This is a genomic window from Pseudomonas sp. TH08 (assembly GCF_016651275.1).
In the GTDB taxonomy this organism is placed as follows: Bacteria; Pseudomonadota; Gammaproteobacteria; order Pseudomonadales; family Pseudomonadaceae; genus Aquipseudomonas.
The window spans coordinates 1,330,758-1,351,135 of the sequence record NZ_JAEKEE010000004.1; the positions used below are offsets into that span (position 1 = coordinate 1,330,758).

Genomic DNA, 20,378 nt, shown 5'->3' on the forward strand with positions numbered 1-20,378 from the left:
AACGCTGTGGGAGCGCGCTTGCTCCCACATGAAATGAGCTGATGTTCAGGCAGTGGCGGGCATTGAGTGCCGGCGGTGATGAACGTCGAGCTGATCCTTGATGACTTTCAGCACTTTGGCTTCGTGTTCATGAATAAAGAAATGACCGCCGGCGAGCATGTCCACGGAGAAACTGCCGAGGGTTTCCTTGCTCCAGCCGATCAATTGCTCGGTGGTCGCTCGGTCGGTGGTACCGCCAAGCACATGCACCGGGCATTTGAGCAGTGGTCGCTGGATGGGCTGAAAACGTCCGCACAACAGGAAGTCGGCACGCAGCACCGGCAGGGTCAGGCTCATCAATTCGGCGTTGGCGAGAATTTCTTCGCTGGTGCCATTCAAGGTGCGCAATTGATCGATCAGTTCGGCATCGCTTTTCGGTTCAGCGAAACCGCGATCATATTCACTGCGCAGCGTCGGCGCTGCCGTGCCAGAGGCGAACAGCGCCACCGGCTCCGGCAACCCCAGGGCGCGCAAGGCATGGGCCAGCTCGCAGGCCAGCAGCGCGCCAAGACTGTGGCCAAAAATGGCATAAGGCGCACGCAGGGTCGTTTGCAGTTCGCTGGCCAACTGACGGGCCAGCGCCCGCATATCGGTTTGCAGCGCTTCGCCAAACCGTGCGCCGCGACCCGGCAGTTCTACCGGTTGCAGCGTCAGCCACTGCGGCAGTTTGCGCCGCCAGCGGCTGTAAACCATGGCACTGGCGCCCGAATAAGGAAGGCACAGCAATGTCAGCTGAGTCACCCGGCTTACCTCGAAAAGTTGTCTGTATAAAAGAACGAAGGCGGCCCTGCAGAAATTAGCCCGCGCACGTCTATCCAGTCATTTCAAGTGACGGAAACTCTGTACTGCCGAGCCCAGTACCACCGCCCCGGCCGCTATCGCCAGCCAGAAACCGCTGCGTGCGCCATATGCATCCACCAACGCGCCGGATCCCGCCGCACCGATCGCCACGCCAATGCTCAGACCTGTTATCAACCAGGTCAGGCCTTCGGTGAGCTTGGCCGACGGCACGATACGCTCGACCAGCGCCATCGCCACAATCAACGTCGGCGAGAAAAACAGCCCCGCGACAAATACCGCCACCGAGAGGCCGAAAATATTGCTCGCCCACAACAGCGGCAGCGTCGTCACTGCGGTTGCAATACCGCCGTACATGAACAGTCGCGGCAACGGCAGTTTCGAGCGCATCGCCCCAAACGCGATCCCGGCCAGGCACGACCCAATGGCGTACACCGACAACACAATGCTTGCCGCCGCCGGTTGCCCCTGTTGCTGTGCGAAAGCGACGCTGACCACATCCACCACGCCAACGATGACGCCCATGGCGAGCATCAGCGCCAGCAGCCACTGAATGTCAGTCGAGCGAATGATCGAACCCTGATGATGCGACTCGTGCGGATGCACCGACGGTTCGGTGCTGCGCTGGACGACAAATGCACTGACACCGATCGCCAGCATCAACAGTGCCGCCAGCGGCCCGGCTTCGGGGAACACCGCCACGCACAACCCCACCGACAACGGCGGGCCGACGATGAAACAAACTTCATCAAGCACCGACTCCAGCGCATATGCCGTTTGCAATTGCGGTTGGCCACGATAGATTTCGGTCCAGCGCGCCCGCACCATCGCCGACATGCTTGGCATGCAACCGGCCAGTGCGGCGAAGATGAACAGCGTCCAGGTCGGCGCCTGCAATCGCGTGCACAGCAGCAACATCAGCAGTGCCCCGCCGCCGATCAATGCTGAAATGGGCAGCACTTTGCCCTGACCAAAGCGATCGACCAGCCGCGACACCTGCGGCGCGCAAAACGCCGTGGCCAGGGCAAACGTCGCCGCCACCGCACCGGCCAGTGCATACCCGCCCTTCAACTGCGAGAGCATGGTGATCACGCCGATACCGGTCATCGAAATCGGCATGCGCGCGATCATCCCGGCCAGGACAAAATTGCGGGCGCCGGGGGCGGTGAACAAATCGCGATAGGGGTTTGCCATGGACTGCGGCCTCATCAAGGGCCGCCAAGTTGCCATAAAGGCCGATGAACCGGGAAGCCGGGAATTGTTGGTGGAATGTGAAGGCTCATTCGCGAGCAGGCTCGCTCCCACACGGGATTTGCGACATACAGGGATCTTTGTGGGAGCGAGCCTGCTCGCGAAGGGGCCGGCAAAATCAATGCAACACCGGCATCGAGTGAACTCTCACGCCTGGCAATCGGTCAGCTAGTTAAGCCCTCAACCCAGGCGCCTCAGCTATGCACATTTCCCTCGCCCGCCAGGTTGCACTGGTCACCGGCGCCAGTTCCGGCATCGGCCACGCGGTCGCCAAAGCGCTGGCTGCGGCTGGCGCTGCCGTGGTCATCAACTACAACCGCCAAGCCGAACCTGCCGAAGCACTGGCCCGCCAGATCATCGCCGACGGCGGTCAGGCACTGGCCATCGGTGCCGACGTGTCGAAGGAAGACGAAGTTGAGCGGCTGTTCGCCGAGACCCTCGACGCCTTCGGCTCACTGGACATTCTGATCGCCAATTCCGGCCTGCAAAAAGACGCGGCGGCTGTGGATATGTCGCTGGATGACTGGAATACGGTGATCGGCGTCAACCTCACCGGCCAATTCCTTTGCGCTCGCGCCGCCCTACGAATTTTCAACCGCCAAGGCATTCGCGAAGGTGTGTCCCGCGCCGCCGGCAAAATCATCCACATGAGCTCGGTGCACCAGCGCATCCCGTGGGCCGGGCACGTCAATTACGCAGCGTCCAAGGGCGGTGTCGATCAGTTGATGCAAACCCTCGCCCAGGAAGTCAGCCACCAGCGCATTCGCATCAACGGTATCGCGCCGGGGGCGATTCGCACGCCGATCAATGCCGCCGCCACCGAAGGCGCTGCGGGTGAAAAACTGCTTGATCTGATTCCTTACGGGCGCATCGGCGATGCTGAAGACGTCGCCAACGCTGTGGTCTTTCTCGCCTCGGATGCCGCCGATTACATCATCGGCACCACCCTGTTCATCGACGGCGGCATGAGTCTTTATCCGGAGTTTCGCGGCAATGGCTGAGCATCATCAAGAACGACAAAGCCCGATTGACGCCCACGGCATCATCGGCGACATGCGCAGTGCCGCACTGGTCAACGACAAGGGCAGCGTGGATTTTTTCTGCTGGCCGGAATTCGACAGCCCGTCGATTTTCTGTTCGCTGCTCGACACCCCCGATGCAGGGATTTTCCAGTTGGCGCCGGACCTGCCCGATGCCCGGCGCGAGCAGATTTACCTGCCGGACACCAATGTGCTGCAAACCCGCTGGCTGAGCGAGTTCGCTGTGGTGGAAATCACCGACATGCTGCCGGTGAGTGACAGCGAAGATGACTTGCCACTGCTGATGCGCCGTGTGCGCGTGGTCAGCGGCGAGGCGACTTTCCATATGCGCTGCGCCGTACGCCACGACTATGCCCGTGCCGACACTAGCGCAGCGCTGGATAACAACGACGTATTGTTCAGCGCCAGCGAGCAACCGACGTTGCGCCTGGCCTCGGACCAGACCTTACAGATTGACGCCGCAGCAGCGATTGCCCGGTTCACACTAAAGCAGGATCAGACGGCAGCCTTCATGCTAGGTGCCACGGACGACCCACGGTTTGCCGAGGGTGCCGGCGAGTTCTGCATGGAGCGCACGCTGAAGTTCTGGCGCGACTGGATCGGCCAGTCGATTTACCGCGGGCGCTGGCGGGAAATGGTCAACCGCTCCGCCCTCGCGCTCAAGCTGCTGACCTCACGCAAGCACGGTGCAATCCTCGCCGCCGCGACCTTCGGCCTGCCGGAAACTCCCGGCGGTGAACGTAACTGGGATTACCGCTACACCTGGATCCGCGACGCCTCCTTCACCGTTTACGCCTTCATGCGCCTGGGCTTCGTCGGCGAAGCCAACGCCTACATGAACTGGCTGCGCGGACGGGTCAGCGATTGCCATGGCCAGCCGATGAAACTGAACATTTTGTATGCCATCGACGGTCGCCAGGAATTGCCGGAAACCGAGCTTGAACATTTGTCCGGCCACGGTGGCGCGAAACCGGTGCGCATCGGCAATGGCGCGTATGACCAGATCCAGCTCGACATCTTTGGCGAACTGATGGACGCGGTATATCTGGTCAACAAGTACGGCGATGCGATTTCCCATGAAGGCTGGAAACATGTGTGCGAAGTGGTCAACCAGGTCTGTGAGACGTGGCAGACGACTGACGTAGGCATTTGGGAAATGCGCGGTGAGCAACATCACTTTCTGCACTCGCGGCTGATGTGCTGGGTGGCGCTGGACCGGGCGATTCGTTTGGCTTCGAAACGCTCGTTGCCGGCACCGTTCGCGCAATGGGATCAGACCCGTCAGGCGATCTACGCCGATATATGGGACAACTTCTGGGACGAAGAGCGCGGGCATTTCGTGCAGTACAAGGGCGGTACGGCCCTCGACGGTTCGATGCTGCTGATGCCGCTGGTGCGTTTCGTCAGCGCCAAGGATCCGCGCTGGCTCTCGACCCTTGAGGCCATCGAGAAACATCTGGTACGCGATGGCATGGTTTACCGCTATCGCAACGATGACGCCAACATCGACGGTTTGACCGGCACCGAAGGCGCATTCGCCGCGTGCTCGTTCTGGTACGTTGAATGCCTGGCCCGCGCCGGCCAGGTGGAAAAGGCTCATCTGGAGTTTGAACAGTTGCTGCGCTACGCCAATCCGCTGGGGTTGTACGCCGAAGAATTCGACAGCCATGGCCGGCATCTGGGCAATACCCCGCAGGCACTGACCCATCTGGCGTTGATCAGTGCGGCGAGTTTTCTCGATCGACGGTTGAGTGGGGAAAAGAGTGAGTGGCAGCCGTAATCTTCGCCGCAGGCTGTAGGAAATACCCCACAAATCTGCGCTTCACCAGGCCAGGTCCTACTCACCAATCAGCGGAGTGCCCCCTGTGGCGAGAAGATTTATCCCCGACGGGCTGCGAAGCAGCCCCCAACCCTGCGCCCCCATTCCTGCAGAAATACCGTATTTGCTGACTTTGCGACTGCTGCGCAGCCGGTCGGGGATAAATCCCCTCACCACAATTGCGCAGCCCAGCCCCTACATTTTCTAAACACCCCCGACCCAATCCCTCCTTGGTAACTCGCACTTACACCCGGAAATACCTTGTTGCCACCTGTTACATCCGCCCCTACCATCCACCGCAACGGGCACAGCGGAGCTGTCCAACAAAACCCGAATTCAAGGAAGCAGAATGACCCAGCACGTCCAGCGCAGCATCGACTCGCCCCTTCGCACAGGCCTGAGCCGCACCCAGCTCTGGGAAGCCGCCGACAAAGGCCTGATCAAATGCTGGGAAATCGGTCGTCAGCGCGCCATCCGTTTCCCCGACATTGCCCAAAAGTGCCTCGCCGGCGAATTGCCCGTCCTCGGCTGGAAAGGTGGAGTAAGTCGCAGCCTGAAGAAAAACGAAAAATACGGCTCGCTGAAATACCTCGCCCAATGGCAGGGCCTGCGTGGGGAAAATCTGGATATTGATTTGAGTGAGGAACGCTCGCTGACCTGTTCGCGGACGAGGATGCTGGTGACATATACGCCGGATCGGACCAAGTATTTCAATCAGGTGGCGGAAGCTGAGGTCTGATCCATACGAGGCATAAGGCTTTTATGGCGAGGGAGCTTGCTCCCGCTGGGTTGCGCAGCGACCCCAATTGGGCTCAAAAGCATGGGCCTGCTGCGCAGTCCAGCGGGAGCAAGCTCCCTCGCCACAGGGTCAGGGTCGTCCCGTCAATCTGTTGCGGCGCTGACCGAAAACCGCTCCCGGTAAGCCTGTGGCGTCACGCCAATGGCCCGCAGGAAACTGCGGCGCAAGGTTTCTTCGCTGCCAAACCCACAATTGGCCGCGACCCGTTTGACCGGCAGGCCGGTGTCGCTCAACAGGCGGCGGGCGGTTTCGACGCGGATCAGCTCGATCGCCCGCGCCGGGGTCTGGCCGGTGTCGGCGCGGTAGTGGCGGACGAAACTGCGTTCGCTCATGCCGGCCTGTTCAGCCAGGGTCGCAATGCCGAGGTCGCGGGTGAGGTTCTCGGCGATCCAGGCGTGCAGATCATCGAAGCGGTTGCCTTGTTTTTGCAATGACAGGGTCACGCTGAACTGCGACTGCCCGCCCGGACGCTTGAGGAACACCACCAGTTGCCGGGCGACGTCCAGTGCCATGTCGCGGCCCAGATCGTCTTCAACCATGGCCAGCGCCAGGTCGATACCCGCAGTGACACCCGCCGACGTCCACACTGGGCCGTCATTGATGAAGATCGGATTCGGTTCGACACGCAGCTTCGGATGCTGTTGCGCCAGTTGCTCGCAGCGCGTCCAGTGCGTGACGACCCGACGACCGTCGAGCCAACCGCTGGCCGCCAGCAAGAAAGCACCGGTGCAGACTGACGCCACACGTCGACATTTGGTCGCATGCTCGCGCACCCAGTCCACCAGCGCCGGGTCTTCAGCGGCGGCGTAAACGCCCCAGCCGCCAGAGATGATCAGCGTATCGCTGGCCTCCTGCGGCAAGGGCTCGGCGAGCAATGCCAAACCTGCCGAAGAAGTCACCGCCCCGCCGCCGCTGGCGATCACCGTCGGCGCGTAAGGCGCAGGCAAGCCTTGCTGACGGGCAATGTCGTTGGCCGAGGCGAACACCTGCAACGGGCCGGTGACATCCAGCAGTTGCAGATTGGCGAACGCGAGGACGTGAATGGTTTTTGGCATTTGGCGTAATTCGTGGGGTTATTGGCGTATGCGCCAGAACCTACGCGCCTACAGTGAAGCCGTCCACCCCTTTTCATGGAGCAAGAACGATGACGCTGCAGATCGGCTTTCTGTTGTTTCCACAGGTTCAGCAACTTGACCTGACCGGCCCTTACGACGTGCTCGCCTCACTGCCGGACGTGCAGGTGCACCTGGTCTGGAAGGATCTGATGCCGGTCACCGCCAGCACTGGCCTGCTGCTGAAACCGACCACCACTTTCGAGGACTGCCCCGATCTGGATGTGATCTGTGTGCCTGGCGGTGGTGGCGTCGGGCCGTTGATGGAGGATGAACAGACGCTGGATTTCATCAAACGTCAGGCTGCGCAAGCGCGTTACGTGACCTCGGTGTGCACCGGGTCGCTGGTGCTCGGTGCGGCGGGCCTGTTGCAAGGCAAGCGAGCGACCACACATTGGGCGTATCACGATCTGTTGCCGACGCTGGGCGCGATTGCGGTAAAGGATCGTGTGGTGCGTGACGGCAATCTGTTTACCGGTGGCGGGATTACGGCGGGGATCGATTTTGCTTTGGTGTTGGCGGCTGAGTTGGTGGATGCCGACGCGGCGCAATTGATCCAGTTGCAATTGGAATATGCGCCGGCGCCACCGTTTGACTCGGGCAGCCCGGACACTGCGCCGAGCGCGATTGTCGATGAAGCGCGCTTGCGTGCTGCGCCGTCGCTGAAACTGCGCACAGAAATAACCGAACGCGCCGCCGCGAAACTCAACCTGCGCTAGATCCCTCGCCTTACACATCCCCTGTAGGAGTGAGCCTGCTCGCGATAGCGGTGTGTCATTCAACGCAAATGTTGGCTGATACATCGCTATCGCGAGCAGGCTCACTCCTACAGTTGATCGGGGTTGCCGCAGATATTTGGGTTGTCCCCAATTGCCGCCACACCTTCACTTGTCCCCACGCGCGCGGGCTGGACCTGGGTGTTGCTGGCGGGGCTGGCGGGGGTCAGCTATGGTCTGGCCTACCGTTTTGGCGGACTGGGTGCGGCGATCGCCACGCATTTCGGGCTCAATCTGCTGCACTTCGGCCTGTTCACTTATCCGATGCTCGCGGGCTGAAGCAATGACCGTTTTGCGACGGCATTCTTAAATCTGAAAAAAAATTTCAATAAAAAGCTGACACCGCCGACAACCTTTCAAAGCCTTGCGGATTGAAAAACCATGCGTAATAACCAGCCCATCACACAACGCGAACGGACTTTCCCGGCTCAGCAACGGTTGATTTCCACAACCGACGCCAAGGGCGTGATCACCTACTGCAACGACGCTTTCGTTGAGATCAGCGGGTTTTCGCGAGAAGAACTGATCCGTGCGCCGCACAACCTGGTCCGTCACCCAGACGTTCCGGCTGCGGTGTTTTCGCACATGTGGGGCACATTGAAACAAGGCTTGCCATGGATGGGCATTGTCAAGAATCGCTGCAAGACCGGTGACCATTACTGGGTTAACGCCTATGTAACGCCGGTGTTCGAGGGCAATCAGGTGGTCGGTTACGAGTCGGTGCGGATCAAACCCACCGCCGAACAGATCCGCCGTGCCGAAGCGCTCTACCAACGCATCAACCAGGGCAAGTCAGCGATCCCTTCCAGCGACAAATGGCTACCGGTGCTACAGGACTGGCTGCCGTTCATTCTGGTCAGCCAACTGAGCTTCGTGATCGGCGCGACGTTGAACTCGCATTGGGGCTTTGCTCTGGCGGCAGGTCTTTCGGTGCCGCTGGGCCTGATGGGTCTGCAGTGGCAACAACGCGGGCTCAAGCGCCTGCTGCGTCTGGCCGAACAGACCACCTCCGACCCGCTGATCGCGCAGATGTACACCGACAGCCGTGGCGCCCAGGCGCGTCTGGAGATGTCGATCCTCAGCCAGGAAGCCCGCCTGAAAACCTGCCTGACGCGTCTGCAGGACACCGCCGAACACCTGACCGATCAGGCCAAGCAGTCCGACTCGCTGGCGCACAACAGCTCCATCGGCCTGGAACGTCAACGCGTGGAAACCGAACAAGTCGCCACCGCCGTCAACCAGATGGCCGCAACGACGCAGGAAGTGGCGAGCCACGTACAGCGCACCGCTGACGCGACTCAGGAAGCCAATCGCCTGACCGGTCGCGGTCGTGACATCGCAGGCGAAACCCGCGAAGCCATTCAGCGTCTGTCCGTAGTCGTCGGTGAAACCGGTCTGACCGTGACGCAACTGGCCAAGGACAGCGACGAAATCGGCGGCGTGGTCGACGTGATCAAAGGCATCGCCGACCAGACCAACCTGCTCGCGCTCAACGCCGCCATCGAAGCGGCCCGTGCCGGTGAAATGGGTCGTGGGTTTGCTGTGGTGGCGGACGAAGTTCGTCAACTGGCGCAACGCACCAGCGAATCGACCGGGCAGATCCATGCCTTGATTGCCAAGTTGCAGCAGACCGCGTCGAGCGCCGTGCAAACCATGGAAGCCGGGCATCGCCAGGCTGAAGAAGGTGTGGCGCGCGTACTGGAAGCGGATCAGGCATTGGTCGGCATCAGTGAAGCGGTGGCCAACATCACCGACATGACCACGCAGATCGCCGCAGCCACCGAAGAGCAAAGTGCGGTGGCTGAAGAGATCAGCCGCAACATCAGCAACATTTCGGAGTTGGCGGATCAGACGTCCGAGCAGGCGCAAAACTCGGCGTTGCTGAGTGAAGAGCTGACGAAGACGGCGAATACGCAGTACTCGTTGGTGGAGCGGTTTAACCGCTAAAAGCAAAAGATCGCAGGCTTCGACATCTCCTACAGGAAAATGCATTCCAATGTAGAAGCTGCCGCAGGCTGCGATCTTTTGATCTTGAAAGCCCGGATAGCGAAAGCGTCCGGGCTTTTTGTTGCCGGTCTGAAATTGATGCTGCGTGACAGACCGCTTTCGCGAGCAGGCTCGCTCCTACATTGGGTCTGCGGTGATCACCGATTACGTGCCCGACAACAAATCCCCTGTAGGAGTGAGCCTGCTCGCGAAGAGGCCTGACCGCCAACGCCATTCTTAAGGCAAACGGAAGTTATCCAGCAATCGATTGACCAACAGCTCGTTCATCATGATCACCTGTTGCAGCGCCAGCAGCGGTTTGCGCTCCGGGCCGCCTATCGAGTTGGCGATATTGCCGGCCATGGCATGGGCGTACGACAGCGATTCACAGGCCTCGACGAGCAGGGTTTCGTCATCCAGCGTGGGGTCGACGAGATAGACAGGGCGAAATTTGGGCGAAGGTGGCGGAGCCGTCAGATCTTCGGGTCTGAGGTAGTAGTCGAGGGCGCGATCTGTCGCTTCTTTTACCTTTTGCGGGCTGAGCGCTGGGTCGTGGGGGGATTGGATCGATATGCGGTGGGTTTGGCGTGATTTTGAACATAGATGAAGACTCGTATCGAAATAAATAGGAGCCATCACCCTCGCTACCAAACGCGGGTGGCGGCCATGCGCAGGTTGGTAGACCGGTCAAATCGGGAAACCCGGCGCTCACAGAGGAGCCCCACGCATGCCCACCATACAAAGCCATACCTCAAAAAAGAGACAGCATCGAAGGTGTCGCGACAACGACAATTTAAAGCGGGCTACCAAACCCGATCACTGATTTTCAGTGACAGGGAAACCATACCGCCCGCCTCATAGCCGTGTAAGCCGGCGGATTCTGGCGTACGCGTAGGTAACGGCGCAAGGTGTTGTAGGCCGTGTGGCGTAACGTGTTGTGTAACTTAAACGTGTTCGCTGGATTGCGTTTACGCATCGATGGCGCAGGTGATCCCCTGCTCTATTGATGTTGTCTGGCAGGCCGTCATCGCGAGCAGGCTCACTCCTACATTGGTTCTGTGGTGATCACGGATTAAGTGCCCGACCAAGATCTCCTGTAGGAGTGAGCCTGCTCGCGAAGAGGCCTTCTCTACCGGCTACGATCTCGCTCAAACAATGCAGACACTGCCTACAACTGCGCCAGAATGCGCCGACTGGTGCTCATTGAGGCCAGGTTCTATCGTTTGCCTGTCGCTACTCAATCACGCGGACCGGTCAGCATGAATACACACCCCACCCGAAAACCCGAAAAACAGAAACTTTGTGATGAACTGACATTCCTCGATGTTCGGCAAGCCGCGCGTGATGGGCAGAAAGTGTTCGATAAATTTGTGATCACTGGCAGGCTACCTATTACAAAGTAAATCAAAAGATCGCAGCCTTCGGCAGCTCCTACCAATCACTGTAGGAGTTGCCGCAGGCTGCGATCTTTTGATCTTGAAAGCCCGGATAGCGAAAGCGTCCGGGCTTTTTGTTGCCTGTCTGAAATTGATGCTGCGTGAGAGACCGCTTTCGCGAGCAGGCTCGCTCCTACATTGGGTCTGCGGTGATCACCGATTACGTGCCCGACAACAAATCCCCTGTAGGAGTGAGCCTGCTCGCGAAGAGGGCTGACCGCCAGCGCCGTTCTTAAGGCAAACGGAAGTTATCCAGCAGACGATTGACCAATAGTTCGTTGAGCATGATCACCTGTTGCAGCGCCAGCAGCGGTTTGCGCTCCGGGCCACCGATTGAATTGGCGATGTTGCCGGCCATGGCATGGGCGAACGACAGTGACTCGCAGGCTTCGACGAGTAGGGTTTCGTCATCCAGCGTGGGGTCGACGAGATAGACGGGGCGAAATTTTGGCGAGCTTGGTGGAGCCGCCAGGGCTTCGGGGCTGAGGTAGTAGTCGAGGGCGCGATCGGTCGCTTCTTTGACCTTCTGTGAGTCGAGCGCGGGGTCGTGGGGAATTGGATCGGTGCTGGGTGGGTTGGGCGTAATTTTGAACATAGATAAAGCTCCAATTTGAACAATAAGGAGCCATCACTCTCGCTACCAAACGAGGGTGGCGGCCATGCGCGGGTTGGTAGACCGGTCTAAGCGGAATAGAAACCCGGCGCTCACGAATGAGCCCCACGCATGGCCACCATAAAAACAGCCTCCAAAAAGAGACTGCATAAGGTGTCGTCACACGGCAATTAAAGACGGGCTACCAAACCCGATCACTATTTTTCAGTGACAGGCAAACGATATAGCCCGCTCCATAGCCGTGTAAGCCGGCGGATTCTGTAGTACGCGTAGGCAACGGCGCAAGGTGTTGTAAGCCTTGTGGCGTAACGGGTTGTGTAATTTAAACGTGTTCGCTGGATTGCGTTTATGGGCAGAAAAGACGGGAAGTTGCTCTGTTTTTTTGATGTTGTTTGTCAGGCCGCCTTCGCGAGCAGGCTCGCTCCCACAGTTGAACCGGGTTCATCAGTAAGAGACTGGTCGGCCGGTAGGCCGCCTTCGCGAGCAAGCTCTGCTCCTACGAAGAGCGAGATCAGAAGATCGCAGCCTGCGGCAACTCCTACATGAAACTCGCGGCGCAGCCGCACCACTCGCAGGATGAGCGTTAGCTCGGCTGCAGCTCTTGATCTTGATCCACGGGCGACGTCGGAAGGCTGAGTGGAGGGATTGATCCGGGGGTGGGAGCGCAGCGACCGTTTGGCGCAGCCAAACACATCGAGAGGAGGTGCAGCGCAGCAAACCGTAGGCGATGCCCCCCGGATCGATCCCGCAGCGAAGGAACCCCGAGCCCCAGCGAGCGGGCCGCACGTAGGAGCAAGCGTTTTTTTGCTTACTTTTTTTAGGCGTTTGTAAAAAAAGTGAGTCGCCGTCAGGGCGAAACCCTAAGTGGCCGTTGCCGCAGCAATGGATATGCACCCAAACATTACCGAAGAAACGAAGCTACTTTCTGCGCGGCGCTAGCCAAATGCTGTTCATGGGTAAACCCGGAAACCTTGAGCGGTTTCAAATCATGATCCCCGGCCACCAGCCAATACACCTTGATACTCGGCGATAACGCATACGCCTCGACAGCTTCACGGTTGCCAAGCGCATCCCGCTCCCCCTGCACGATCAAAGTCCGTGTATTCAACCCCGCCAAATGCTCAACCCGCGGCTTCTCGGGTTTCCCAACCGCATAAAACGGATACCCGAGACAAACAAGCGCATCGGCGCCCAATTCGTCAGCCAAAAGACTCGCCATCCGCCCACCCATGGACTTACCACCCATGGCCAAAACCCCAGTGACATGACGTCGCACCAAGCCATACACCTCACGCCAGCACTCAAGCAGTTTCGGCGCCGGGTTCGGCGGACGTTTACCGCCATCAACACGACGTTGGGCCATGTAAGGAAACTCAAACCGCAACACGTTCACCCCAAGCCCGGCAAGGCGTTCAGCCATGTCGTTCATCCAGTCGCTATCCATCGGCGCACCAGCACCGTGGGCGAGGATCAACGTCGCCGAAGCCTCACCACTGGCGGCGTTCCAGAGCCACCCATGATCACGCACGCACTGCGCCCATTGATCCCCGTCAATACTGGCCTTGTGCTGTTTGTCCATGCTTGCCTCGCTTTTAGTCTGCCTATAACTCCAGACGAAGGATTCGCCGCGTGTTGTGCGCGCGCTCACTTCGGCTGAACCGTGGATGGGGAACCATGAACACTTCTATCAGTACCGCCTACAACTACAAGGTGGTCCGCCAATTCGCCATTATGACGGTGGTGTGGGGCATCGTCGGCATGGGGCTCGGGGTTTTTCTCGCGGCCCAATTGGTCTGGCCCGAACTCAACTTCAATTTGCCGTGGACCAGCTTCGGCCGCCTGCGCCCGCTGCACACCAACGCGGTGATCTTCGCGTTCGGCGGCTGCGCCCTGTTCGCCAGTTCCTTCTACTCGGTACAGCGCACCTGCCAGACCCAATTGTTTGCGCCGAAAATCGCCGCGTTCTGCTTCTGGGGCTGGCAACTGGTGATCCTGCTGGCGGCGATCAGCCTGCCACTGGGTTACACCAGCTCCAAGGAATACGCCGAGCTGGAATGGCCGATCGATATCCTGATCACCATCGTCTGGGTCGCCTACGCGATCGTGTTCTTCGGCACGATCATGCAGCGCAAGACCAAGCACATTTATGTGGGCAACTGGTTCTTCGGCGCGTTCATCATCACCGTGGCGATTTTGCACATCGTCAACAACCTTGAGTTGCCGGTAAGTTTCACCAAGTCCTACTCGGTGTACGCCGGTGCAACCGACGCGATGGTGCAATGGTGGTACGGCCACAACGCCGTAGGCTTTTTCCTCACCGCCGGTTTCCTCGGGATGATGTACTACTTCGTGCCGAAACAGGCCGAACGTCCGGTGTACTCGTATCGCCTGTCGATCGTGCACTTCTGGGCACTGATCACTCTGTACATCTGGGCCGGCCCGCACCACTTGCACTACACCGCGCTGCCGGACTGGGCGCAGTCGTTGGGCATGGTGATGTCGCTGGTACTGCTGGCGCCAAGCTGGGGCGGCATGATCAACGGCATGATGACCCTCTCGGGCGCCTGGCATAAGTTGCGCAGCGACCCGATCCTGCGCTTCCTCGTGGTCTCGCTGGCGTTCTACGGCATGTCGACCTTCGAAGGTCCGATGATGGCGATCAAAACCGTTAACGCCCTCTCCCACTACACCGACTGGACCATCGGCCACGTTCACGCCGGCGCGCTCGGCTGGGTGGCGATGATTTCCATCGGCGCGCTGTACCACATGATCCCGAAAATCTTCGGCAAAGCGCAGATGCACAGCGTCGGCTTGATCAACGCGCATTTCTGGCTCGCGACCATCGGCACCGTGCTCTACATCGCCTCGATGTGGGTCAACGGCATCGCCCAGGGCCTGATGTGGCGCGCCGTGAACGAGGACGGCACGCTGACCTACTCCTTCGTCGAAACCCTGGTGGCCAGCCACCCAGGTTTTGTCGTGCGGCTGATTGGTGGGGCGATCTTCCTCAGCGGCATGTTCCTGATGGCTTACAACACCTGGCGCACCGTGCGGGCCTCGCAGCCTGCTGACGTCGTCGCTGCCGCGCAGATGGCCTGAGGAGTCCGCCATGAAACACGAAACGATTGAAAAGAACGTCGGCCTGTTGATGTTGCTCATGGTGTTTGCCGTGAGCATCGGCGGCCTGACCCAGATCGTCCCGCTGTTCTTCCAGGACGTCACCAACAAACCGGTGGAAGGCATGAAGCCCTACACCGCGCTGCAATTGGAAGGCCGCGACATCTACATTCGCGAAGGCTGCGTCGGCTGCCACTCGCAGATGATCCGCCCGTTTCGCGCCGAAACCGAACGTTACGGGCACTACTCGGTGGCCGGCGAAAGCGTCTGGGATCACCCGTTCCTGTGGGGCTCCAAGCGCACCGGTCCGGACTTGGCCCGGGTCGGCGCGCGTTACTCGGATGACTGGCACCGCGCGCACTTGTACAACCCGCGCAACGTCGTGCCTGAGTCGAAAATGCCGGCCTACCCATGGCTGGTCACGCAAGCGGTGGACAGCAGCCACACCGAAACCAAGCTCAAGACCATGCGCACCCTCGGCGTGCCATACACCGACGACGACATCAGCGGCGCGGTGGCCAGCCTCAAGGGCAAGACCGAAATGGACGCCCTGGTCTCCTACCTGCAAGTGCTCGGCACTGCGATCAAGAGCAAGAGGTGAGCCATGGTCATTGAAATGAGTGCAGGCCTGATTCGCGGCCTCGGCACGGTCGTGGTGTTCGTCGCCTTCGTCGGCCTGACCTTGTGGGTGTTCAACCGCAAGCGCACCCCGGAGTTCGCCGAAGCGCGATTGCTGCCATTCGCCGACGAACCGCTACCCGACACAACCCCAGCATCTGAACCAAGGAGTACCCGGCCATGACCACCTTCTGGAGTACGTGGATCTGCGTACTGACCATCGGCAGCCTGATCGGCCTGACCTGGCTGCTGGTCGGCACGCGTCGGGGCGAGACCAAGGGCAGCGTCGACCAGACCATGGGCCACAGCTTCGACGGCATCGAGGAGTACGACAACCCGCTGCCGCAGTGGTGGTTCATGCTGTTCGCCGGCACGCTGGTGTTTTCCGTGGGCTATCTGATCCTTTATCCGGGCCTGGGCAACTGGAAAGGCATCCTGCCCGGCTACGAGGACGGCTGGACCGGCGTCCACGAGTGGGAGAAGGAAATGAGCAAGGCTGACGCCAGGTTCGGACCGATCTTCGCCAAATTCGCCGCCATGCCGCTGGAAGAAGTGGCGAAGGATCCGCAGGCGCTGAAAATGGGTGGGCGTCTGTTCGCCTCCAACTGCTCGGTGTGCCACGGCTCGGATGCCAAAGGCGCGTTCGGTTTCCCTAACCTCGCCGACAGCGATTGGCGCTGGGGCGGCGACGCCGACACCATCAAGACCACCATCATGGGTGGGCGGATGGCGGCGATGCCGGCCTGGGGCGAAGTGTTGGGTGAAGCCGGGGTGAAGAACGTCGCCGCTTACGTGCGTCACGAACTGGCCGGCCTGCCGCTGCCAGCGGACAGCAAGGCTGATCTGCAAGCAGGACAGCAGGCGTTCAGCACCACTTGCGTAGCCTGTCATGGGGCAACCGGCCACGGCACTGAAGCCATGGGTGCGCCGAATCTGACGCACCCGGCTGGATTTATCTATGGCACCAGCCTGACGCAGCTCGAGCAGACCATTCGCCATGGCCGTCAAGGCCACATGCCGGCACAGAACGAGCTGCTGGGCAACGATAAAGTGCAATTGCTGGCTGCTTATGTGTACAGTCTGTCGCACGGATTGAATACAGAAAAACTGATTACTGAGGACAACAAACAGTAATCCATGTGTACAACGTTGCCGCACCATTCTCGGTGCGGCAGCATCCCGCCCCTTTGCGACGCATTGTCGCACCCCGTCACACCCTCTCCTTTCGGTTCCTCTGATTCGGGTCTACGCTTGCTCGATGCGGACTGGCTCGTGCCGGTTCCAGGTTGCCCCAGAGCGATGTGTTCGTCGAATCGGCTGACAGACTCGCCGCAAAGGCCGGTAGATACCGGCTGTCGCGCCGATTGCCGTCCATCAGCCGAACCGGCTGTTGGAACACACCCAGTTACAAGTGACCTGAACCCCTCGCTTTTTTCGTCCGCTGCGACATTTTGTCCGAGGCCAATTTTGACCTTACGCGGCGCATGGAAAGGCCGCAGAATCAGCGTTGGAAAGCATTGACCCAGGTCATGGCGCGTTGCAATGACCCCCTGCTCTCTGCATACTTGCGGCCGATTTTAATCCTAATAAAACACCCAAACCGTGGAACCTTAGAATGAGCACAGCAATCAGTCCGACTGCTTATAACTATAAGGTAGTCCGCCAGTTCGCCATCATGACGGTGGTCTGGGGGATCCTTGGCATGGGGCTCGGTGTCTTCATCGCCTCGCAACTGGTCTGGCCGGAATTGAACTTCGGTCTGCCGTGGACGAGCTTTGGACGCCTGCGCCCGTTGCACACAAACCTGGTGATTTTCGCCTTCGGTGGTTGTGCACTGTTTGCCACTTCCTACTATGTCGTGCAGCGAACCTGCCAGACGCGACTGATATCCGACAGCCTCGCAGCCTTCACCTTCTGGGGCTGGCAAGCGGTGATCGTCGGCGCGATCATTACCTTGCCGCTGGGTTACACCACCACCAAGGAATACGCGGAACTGGAATGGCCGCTCGCCATTCTGCTGGCCATTGTCTGGGTCACCTACGGTCTGGTGTTCTTCGGCACCATTACCAAGCGCAAGACCAAGCACATCTACGTCGGTAACTGGTTCTACGGCGCATTCATCGTCGTGACGGCGATGTTGCACATCGTCAACCACGCCTCCCTGCCGGTGAGCTTCTTCAAATCCTACTCTGCCTACGCGGGCGCGACCGACGCGATGATTCAATGGTGGTACGGCCACAACGCCGTAGGCTTCTTCCTGACCACTGGCTTCCTGGGGATGATGTACTACTTCGTGCCGAAACAGGCCGAACGTCCGATCTACTCCTATCGCCTGTCGATCGTGCACTTCTGGGCACTGATCACCCTGTACATCTGGGCCGGCCCGCACCACCTGCACTACACCGCGCTGCCGGATTGGGCACAATCGCTGGGCATGGCGATGTCGATCATTCTGCTGGCGCCAAGCTGGGGCGGCATGATCAACGGCATGATGACCCTCTCGGGCGCCTGGCATAAGCTGCGCACCGACCCGATCCTGCGCTTCCTCGTGGTGTCGCTGGCGTTCTACGGCATGTCGACCTTCGAAGGCCCGATGATGGCGATCAAGACCGTCAACTCGCTTTCGCACTACACCGACTGGACCATCGGCCACGTACACGCCGGCGCGCTCGGCTGGGTAGCGATGATCTCGATCGGCGCGATCTACCACATGATCCCGAAACTGTTCGGCCGTGCGCAGATGCACAGTGTTGGCCTGATCAACGCGCACTTCTGGCTCGCAACCATCGGCACCGTGCTCTACATCGCCTCGATGTGGGTCAACGGCATCACTCAGGGCCTGATGTGGCGTGCAATCAACGACGACGGCACCCTCACCTACTCGTTCGTTGAAGCGTTGCAAGCCAGCCACCCGGGCTACATCGTTCGTGCCTTGGGCGGTGCATTCTTCGCCAGCGGCATGTTCCTGATGGCTTACAACGTCTGTCGCACCGTGCTCGCCTCGAATTCGGCTGAAGCCGAAGCCGCCGCCCAGATCGCTGTCGTTGGAGCTCACTGATGAAGCATGAAGCTGTCGAGAAGAATATTGGCCTGCTGGCCTTCTTCATGGTCATCGCCGTCAGCGTTGGCGGCCTGACCCAAATCGTTCCGCTGTTTTTCCAGGACGTCACCAACAAACCGGTCGAAGGCATGAAGCCGCGTTCGGCGCTGGAACTGGAAGGCCGCGACGTCTACATCGCCAACGGCTGTGTCGGCTGCCACTCGCAGATGATCCGTCCGTTCCGTGCTGAAACCGAACGCTATGGCCACTACTCGGTTGCCGGTGAAAGCGTCTGGGATCACCCGTTCCTGTGGGGTTCCAAGCGTACCGGTCCGGACCTGGCCCGAGTGGGCGGTCGTTACTCCGATGACTGGCATCGTGCGCACTTGTACAACCCGCGCAACGTGGTGCCTGAGTCGAAAATGCCGGCTTACCCGTTCCTCGTGGAAAACAAGCTCGACGGCAAAGACACGGCCAAGAAAATGGAAGTGTTGCGCACGCTCGGCGTTCCGTACACCGACGAAGACATCGCCGGGGCCAAGGACGCCGTGAAGGGCAAAACCGAAATGGACGCGCTGGTGGCCTATCTGCAAGGCCTGGGCACCATCATCAAAAGCAAACGGTGATCTGGATGGATATCGGGATGATTCGTGGCCTGGGCACCGTTGTTGTGATGGTGGCCTTCATCGGTCTGGCGTTGTGGGTGTTCAGCCCCAAGCGCAAGTCGGAGTTTGAAGACGCGACCTTGTTGCCTTTTGCGGATGATCCCGAAGCCATCAAGCACGTCGAGCAAGCTTCTAGGAGTAACAAAGAATGACTACATTCTGGAGTCTGTACGTCACAGTCCTCAGTCTCGGTACGATCTTCGCCCTGACCTGGCTGCTGTTGTCGACCCGCAAGGGCCAGCGCAGCGAACAGACGGACGAGACGGTCGGGCACTCCTTCGACGGGATCGAGGAGTACGACAACCCACTGCCGAAATGGTGGTTCATGCTGTTCGTGGGCACCATCGTGTTCGCACTGGGTTATCTGGTTTTGTACCCTGGCCTGGGCAACTGGAAAGGCCTGCTGCCGGGCTATAACTACCTCGATAACGATAAGCAGACCGCGTTCGCCAACGGCCAGACGGGCTGGACCGGCGTGCACGAGTGGGAAAAGGAAATGGCTCGTTCGGACGCCAAGTTTGGTCCGATCTTCGCCAAGTTCGCCGCGATGCCAATCGAAGAAGTCGCCAAGGATCCGCAAGCACTGAAAATGGGTGGCCGCCTGTTCGCCTCCAACTGTTCGGTGTGCCACGGTTCCGACGCCAAGGGTGCCTACGGTTTCCCTAACCTGACCGACGCCGACTGGCGCTGGGGCGGCGAACCGGAAACCATCAAGACCACCATCATGGGCGGTCGTCACGCGGTGATGCCGGCCTGGGCTGAAGTCATTGGTGAGCAAGGCGTGGCCGACGTCGCTGCATTCGTCGTGACCAAACTCGATGGCCGTAAACTGCCGGAAGACACCAAGGCTGACCCGGAAAACGGCGGAAAACTGTTCGCCGCCAACTGCGTGGCCTGCCACGGTCCAGAGGGCAAAGGCACCCCCGCCATGGGCGCGCCGAACCTGACCCACCCGGGCGCGTTCATCTACGGTTCAAGCTTTGCGCAACTGCAACAGACCATCCGTTACGGCCGTCAGGGCCAGATGCCAGCGCAGGAACAACTGCAAGGCAACGACAAGGTGCACCTGCTGGCGGCGTATGTTTACAGCCTGTCCCACGGTGAAAAAGCACCGGAAGCGAACGCCGAGTAACGCCGGCGCTTGCAGCGAAAAAGGCCCCGCCAATGAGAATTGGCGGGGCCTTTTTGCTTCTACTTCCTTTATCGAACGACCAGTGGTTATTTTCTGAAGCGCTTAGAGGTTGCCGCACATCGAACACGGTAGTAACG

18 protein-coding genes and 2 pseudogenes are annotated in these 20,378 nt (G+C 59.7%); 14 read left to right on the top strand and 6 right to left on the bottom strand.

Annotated elements, in window-relative coordinates; all coding sequences use genetic code 11:
- Nucleotides 1-45 precede the first annotated feature (45 nt).
- Nucleotides 46-780 (bottom strand): alpha/beta fold hydrolase, encoded by a 735-nt coding sequence (locus tag JFT91_RS22930; RefSeq protein ID WP_201227215.1) that lies wholly within the window; start codon nucleotides 778-780, stop codon nucleotides 46-48.
- Nucleotides 781-858: 78 nt separating this feature from the next.
- On the bottom strand, nucleotides 859-2,031 hold the full coding sequence (locus JFT91_RS22935) for an MFS transporter (RefSeq protein ID WP_201233938.1): 1,173 nt from the start codon (nucleotides 2,029-2,031) through the stop codon (nucleotides 859-861).
- 257 nt (nucleotides 2,032-2,288) lie between these two features.
- On the opposite strand from JFT91_RS22935, the gene JFT91_RS22940 reads away from it, so the two are divergent.
- From JFT91_RS22940 to JFT91_RS22950, 3 genes are all read left to right on the top strand, one after another.
- A complete protein-coding gene (locus tag JFT91_RS22940; protein ID WP_201233939.1) occupies nucleotides 2,289-3,089 on the top strand; it encodes a glucose 1-dehydrogenase in 801 nt (266 codons plus the stop codon).
- A complete protein-coding gene (locus tag JFT91_RS22945; RefSeq protein ID WP_201233940.1) occupies nucleotides 3,082-4,908 on the top strand; it encodes a glycoside hydrolase family 15 protein in 1,827 nt (608 codons plus the stop codon). The genes JFT91_RS22940 and JFT91_RS22945 overlap by 8 nt, the downstream gene beginning before the upstream one ends.
- Nucleotides 4,909-5,296: 388 nt before the next feature.
- Complete coding sequence (locus tag JFT91_RS22950; protein ID WP_201233941.1) at nucleotides 5,297-5,686, top strand: hypothetical protein; 390 nt, start codon at nucleotides 5,297-5,299, stop codon at nucleotides 5,684-5,686.
- 143 nt (nucleotides 5,687-5,829) lie between these two features.
- Here JFT91_RS22950 and JFT91_RS22955 read toward each other — a convergent pair whose 3' ends face one another.
- A complete protein-coding gene (locus JFT91_RS22955) occupies nucleotides 5,830-6,801 on the bottom strand; it encodes a GlxA family transcriptional regulator (protein WP_201233942.1) in 972 nt (323 codons plus the stop codon).
- An 89-nt stretch (nucleotides 6,802-6,890) separates the two neighbouring features.
- Here JFT91_RS22955 and inhA point away from each other — a divergent pair, with 89 nt between their 5' ends.
- The 3 genes and pseudogenes from inhA (at nucleotide 6,891) to aer (ending at nucleotide 9,581) form a co-directional block, all read left to right on the top strand.
- Nucleotides 6,891-7,577 carry an isonitrile hydratase gene (gene inhA, locus JFT91_RS22960; protein ID WP_201202174.1) on the top strand — a complete coding sequence of 229 codons (687 nt, stop codon included), beginning with the start codon at nucleotides 6,891-6,893 and terminating at the stop codon, nucleotides 7,575-7,577.
- A gap of 168 nt (nucleotides 7,578-7,745) precedes the next feature.
- A pseudogene (locus tag JFT91_RS22965) lies at nucleotides 7,746-7,913 on the top strand (CPBP family intramembrane glutamate endopeptidase); the annotation flags it as partial.
- A 102-nt stretch (nucleotides 7,914-8,015) separates the two neighbouring features.
- The gene (gene aer / locus JFT91_RS22970; protein ID WP_201227224.1) at nucleotides 8,016-9,581 is read left to right on the top strand and encodes a methyl-accepting chemotaxis protein Aer; all 1,566 of its coding nucleotides are present in this window, start codon (nucleotides 8,016-8,018) and stop codon (nucleotides 9,579-9,581) included.
- A gap of 276 nt (nucleotides 9,582-9,857) precedes the next feature.
- Here aer and JFT91_RS22975 read toward each other — a convergent pair.
- From JFT91_RS22975 to JFT91_RS22985, 3 genes and pseudogenes are all read right to left on the bottom strand, one after another.
- A pseudogene (locus JFT91_RS22975) lies at nucleotides 9,858-10,221 on the bottom strand (DUF6124 family protein).
- 1,067 nt (nucleotides 10,222-11,288) lie between these two features.
- A complete protein-coding gene (locus JFT91_RS22980) occupies nucleotides 11,289-11,651 on the bottom strand; it encodes a DUF6124 family protein (protein WP_201233943.1) in 363 nt (120 codons plus the stop codon).
- Between the two features lie 919 nt (nucleotides 11,652-12,570).
- A complete protein-coding gene (locus JFT91_RS22985) occupies nucleotides 12,571-13,248 on the bottom strand; it encodes an alpha/beta family hydrolase (protein ID WP_201233944.1) in 678 nt (225 codons plus the stop codon).
- A gap of 95 nt (nucleotides 13,249-13,343) precedes the next feature.
- Here JFT91_RS22985 and ccoN (JFT91_RS22990) point away from each other — a divergent pair, with 95 nt between their 5' ends.
- The 8 genes from ccoN (JFT91_RS22990) (at nucleotide 13,344) to ccoP (JFT91_RS23025) (ending at nucleotide 20,241) form a co-directional block, all read left to right on the top strand.
- Entirely contained in the window at nucleotides 13,344-14,768 is a 1,425-nt protein-coding gene (ccoN, locus tag JFT91_RS22990; protein ID WP_201227227.1) for a cytochrome-c oxidase, cbb3-type subunit I, read from the top strand.
- Between the two features lie 10 nt (nucleotides 14,769-14,778).
- The gene (gene ccoO / locus JFT91_RS22995) at nucleotides 14,779-15,387 is read left to right on the top strand and encodes a cytochrome-c oxidase, cbb3-type subunit II (RefSeq protein WP_003223389.1); all 609 of its coding nucleotides are present in this window, start codon (nucleotides 14,779-14,781) and stop codon (nucleotides 15,385-15,387) included.
- Nucleotides 15,388-15,390: 3 nt separating this feature from the next.
- Entirely contained in the window at nucleotides 15,391-15,588 is a 198-nt protein-coding gene (locus tag JFT91_RS23000) for a cbb3-type cytochrome oxidase subunit 3 (protein ID WP_103303919.1), read from the top strand.
- Entirely contained in the window at nucleotides 15,585-16,538 is a 954-nt protein-coding gene (gene ccoP / locus JFT91_RS23005) for a cytochrome-c oxidase, cbb3-type subunit III (RefSeq protein WP_201227228.1), read from the top strand. Before JFT91_RS23000 ends, ccoP (JFT91_RS23005) begins: the two co-directional genes overlap by 4 nt.
- A 481-nt stretch (nucleotides 16,539-17,019) precedes the next feature.
- Complete coding sequence (gene ccoN / locus JFT91_RS23010; protein WP_201227229.1) at nucleotides 17,020-18,462, top strand: cytochrome-c oxidase, cbb3-type subunit I; 1,443 nt, start codon at nucleotides 17,020-17,022, stop codon at nucleotides 18,460-18,462.
- Nucleotides 18,462-19,070 carry a cytochrome-c oxidase, cbb3-type subunit II gene (gene ccoO / locus JFT91_RS23015; RefSeq protein ID WP_064116879.1) on the top strand — a complete coding sequence of 203 codons (609 nt, stop codon included), beginning with the start codon at nucleotides 18,462-18,464 and terminating at the stop codon, nucleotides 19,068-19,070. The genes ccoN (JFT91_RS23010) and ccoO (JFT91_RS23015) overlap by 1 nt, the downstream gene beginning before the upstream one ends.
- 5 nt (nucleotides 19,071-19,075) lie before the next feature.
- Complete coding sequence (locus JFT91_RS23020) at nucleotides 19,076-19,261, top strand: CcoQ/FixQ family Cbb3-type cytochrome c oxidase assembly chaperone (protein WP_003175465.1); 186 nt, start codon at nucleotides 19,076-19,078, stop codon at nucleotides 19,259-19,261.
- Nucleotides 19,258-20,241 carry a cytochrome-c oxidase, cbb3-type subunit III gene (ccoP, locus tag JFT91_RS23025; RefSeq protein ID WP_108226615.1) on the top strand — a complete coding sequence of 328 codons (984 nt, stop codon included), beginning with the start codon at nucleotides 19,258-19,260 and terminating at the stop codon, nucleotides 20,239-20,241. The genes JFT91_RS23020 and ccoP (JFT91_RS23025) overlap by 4 nt, the downstream gene beginning before the upstream one ends.
- Nucleotides 20,242-20,378 lie beyond the last annotated feature (137 nt).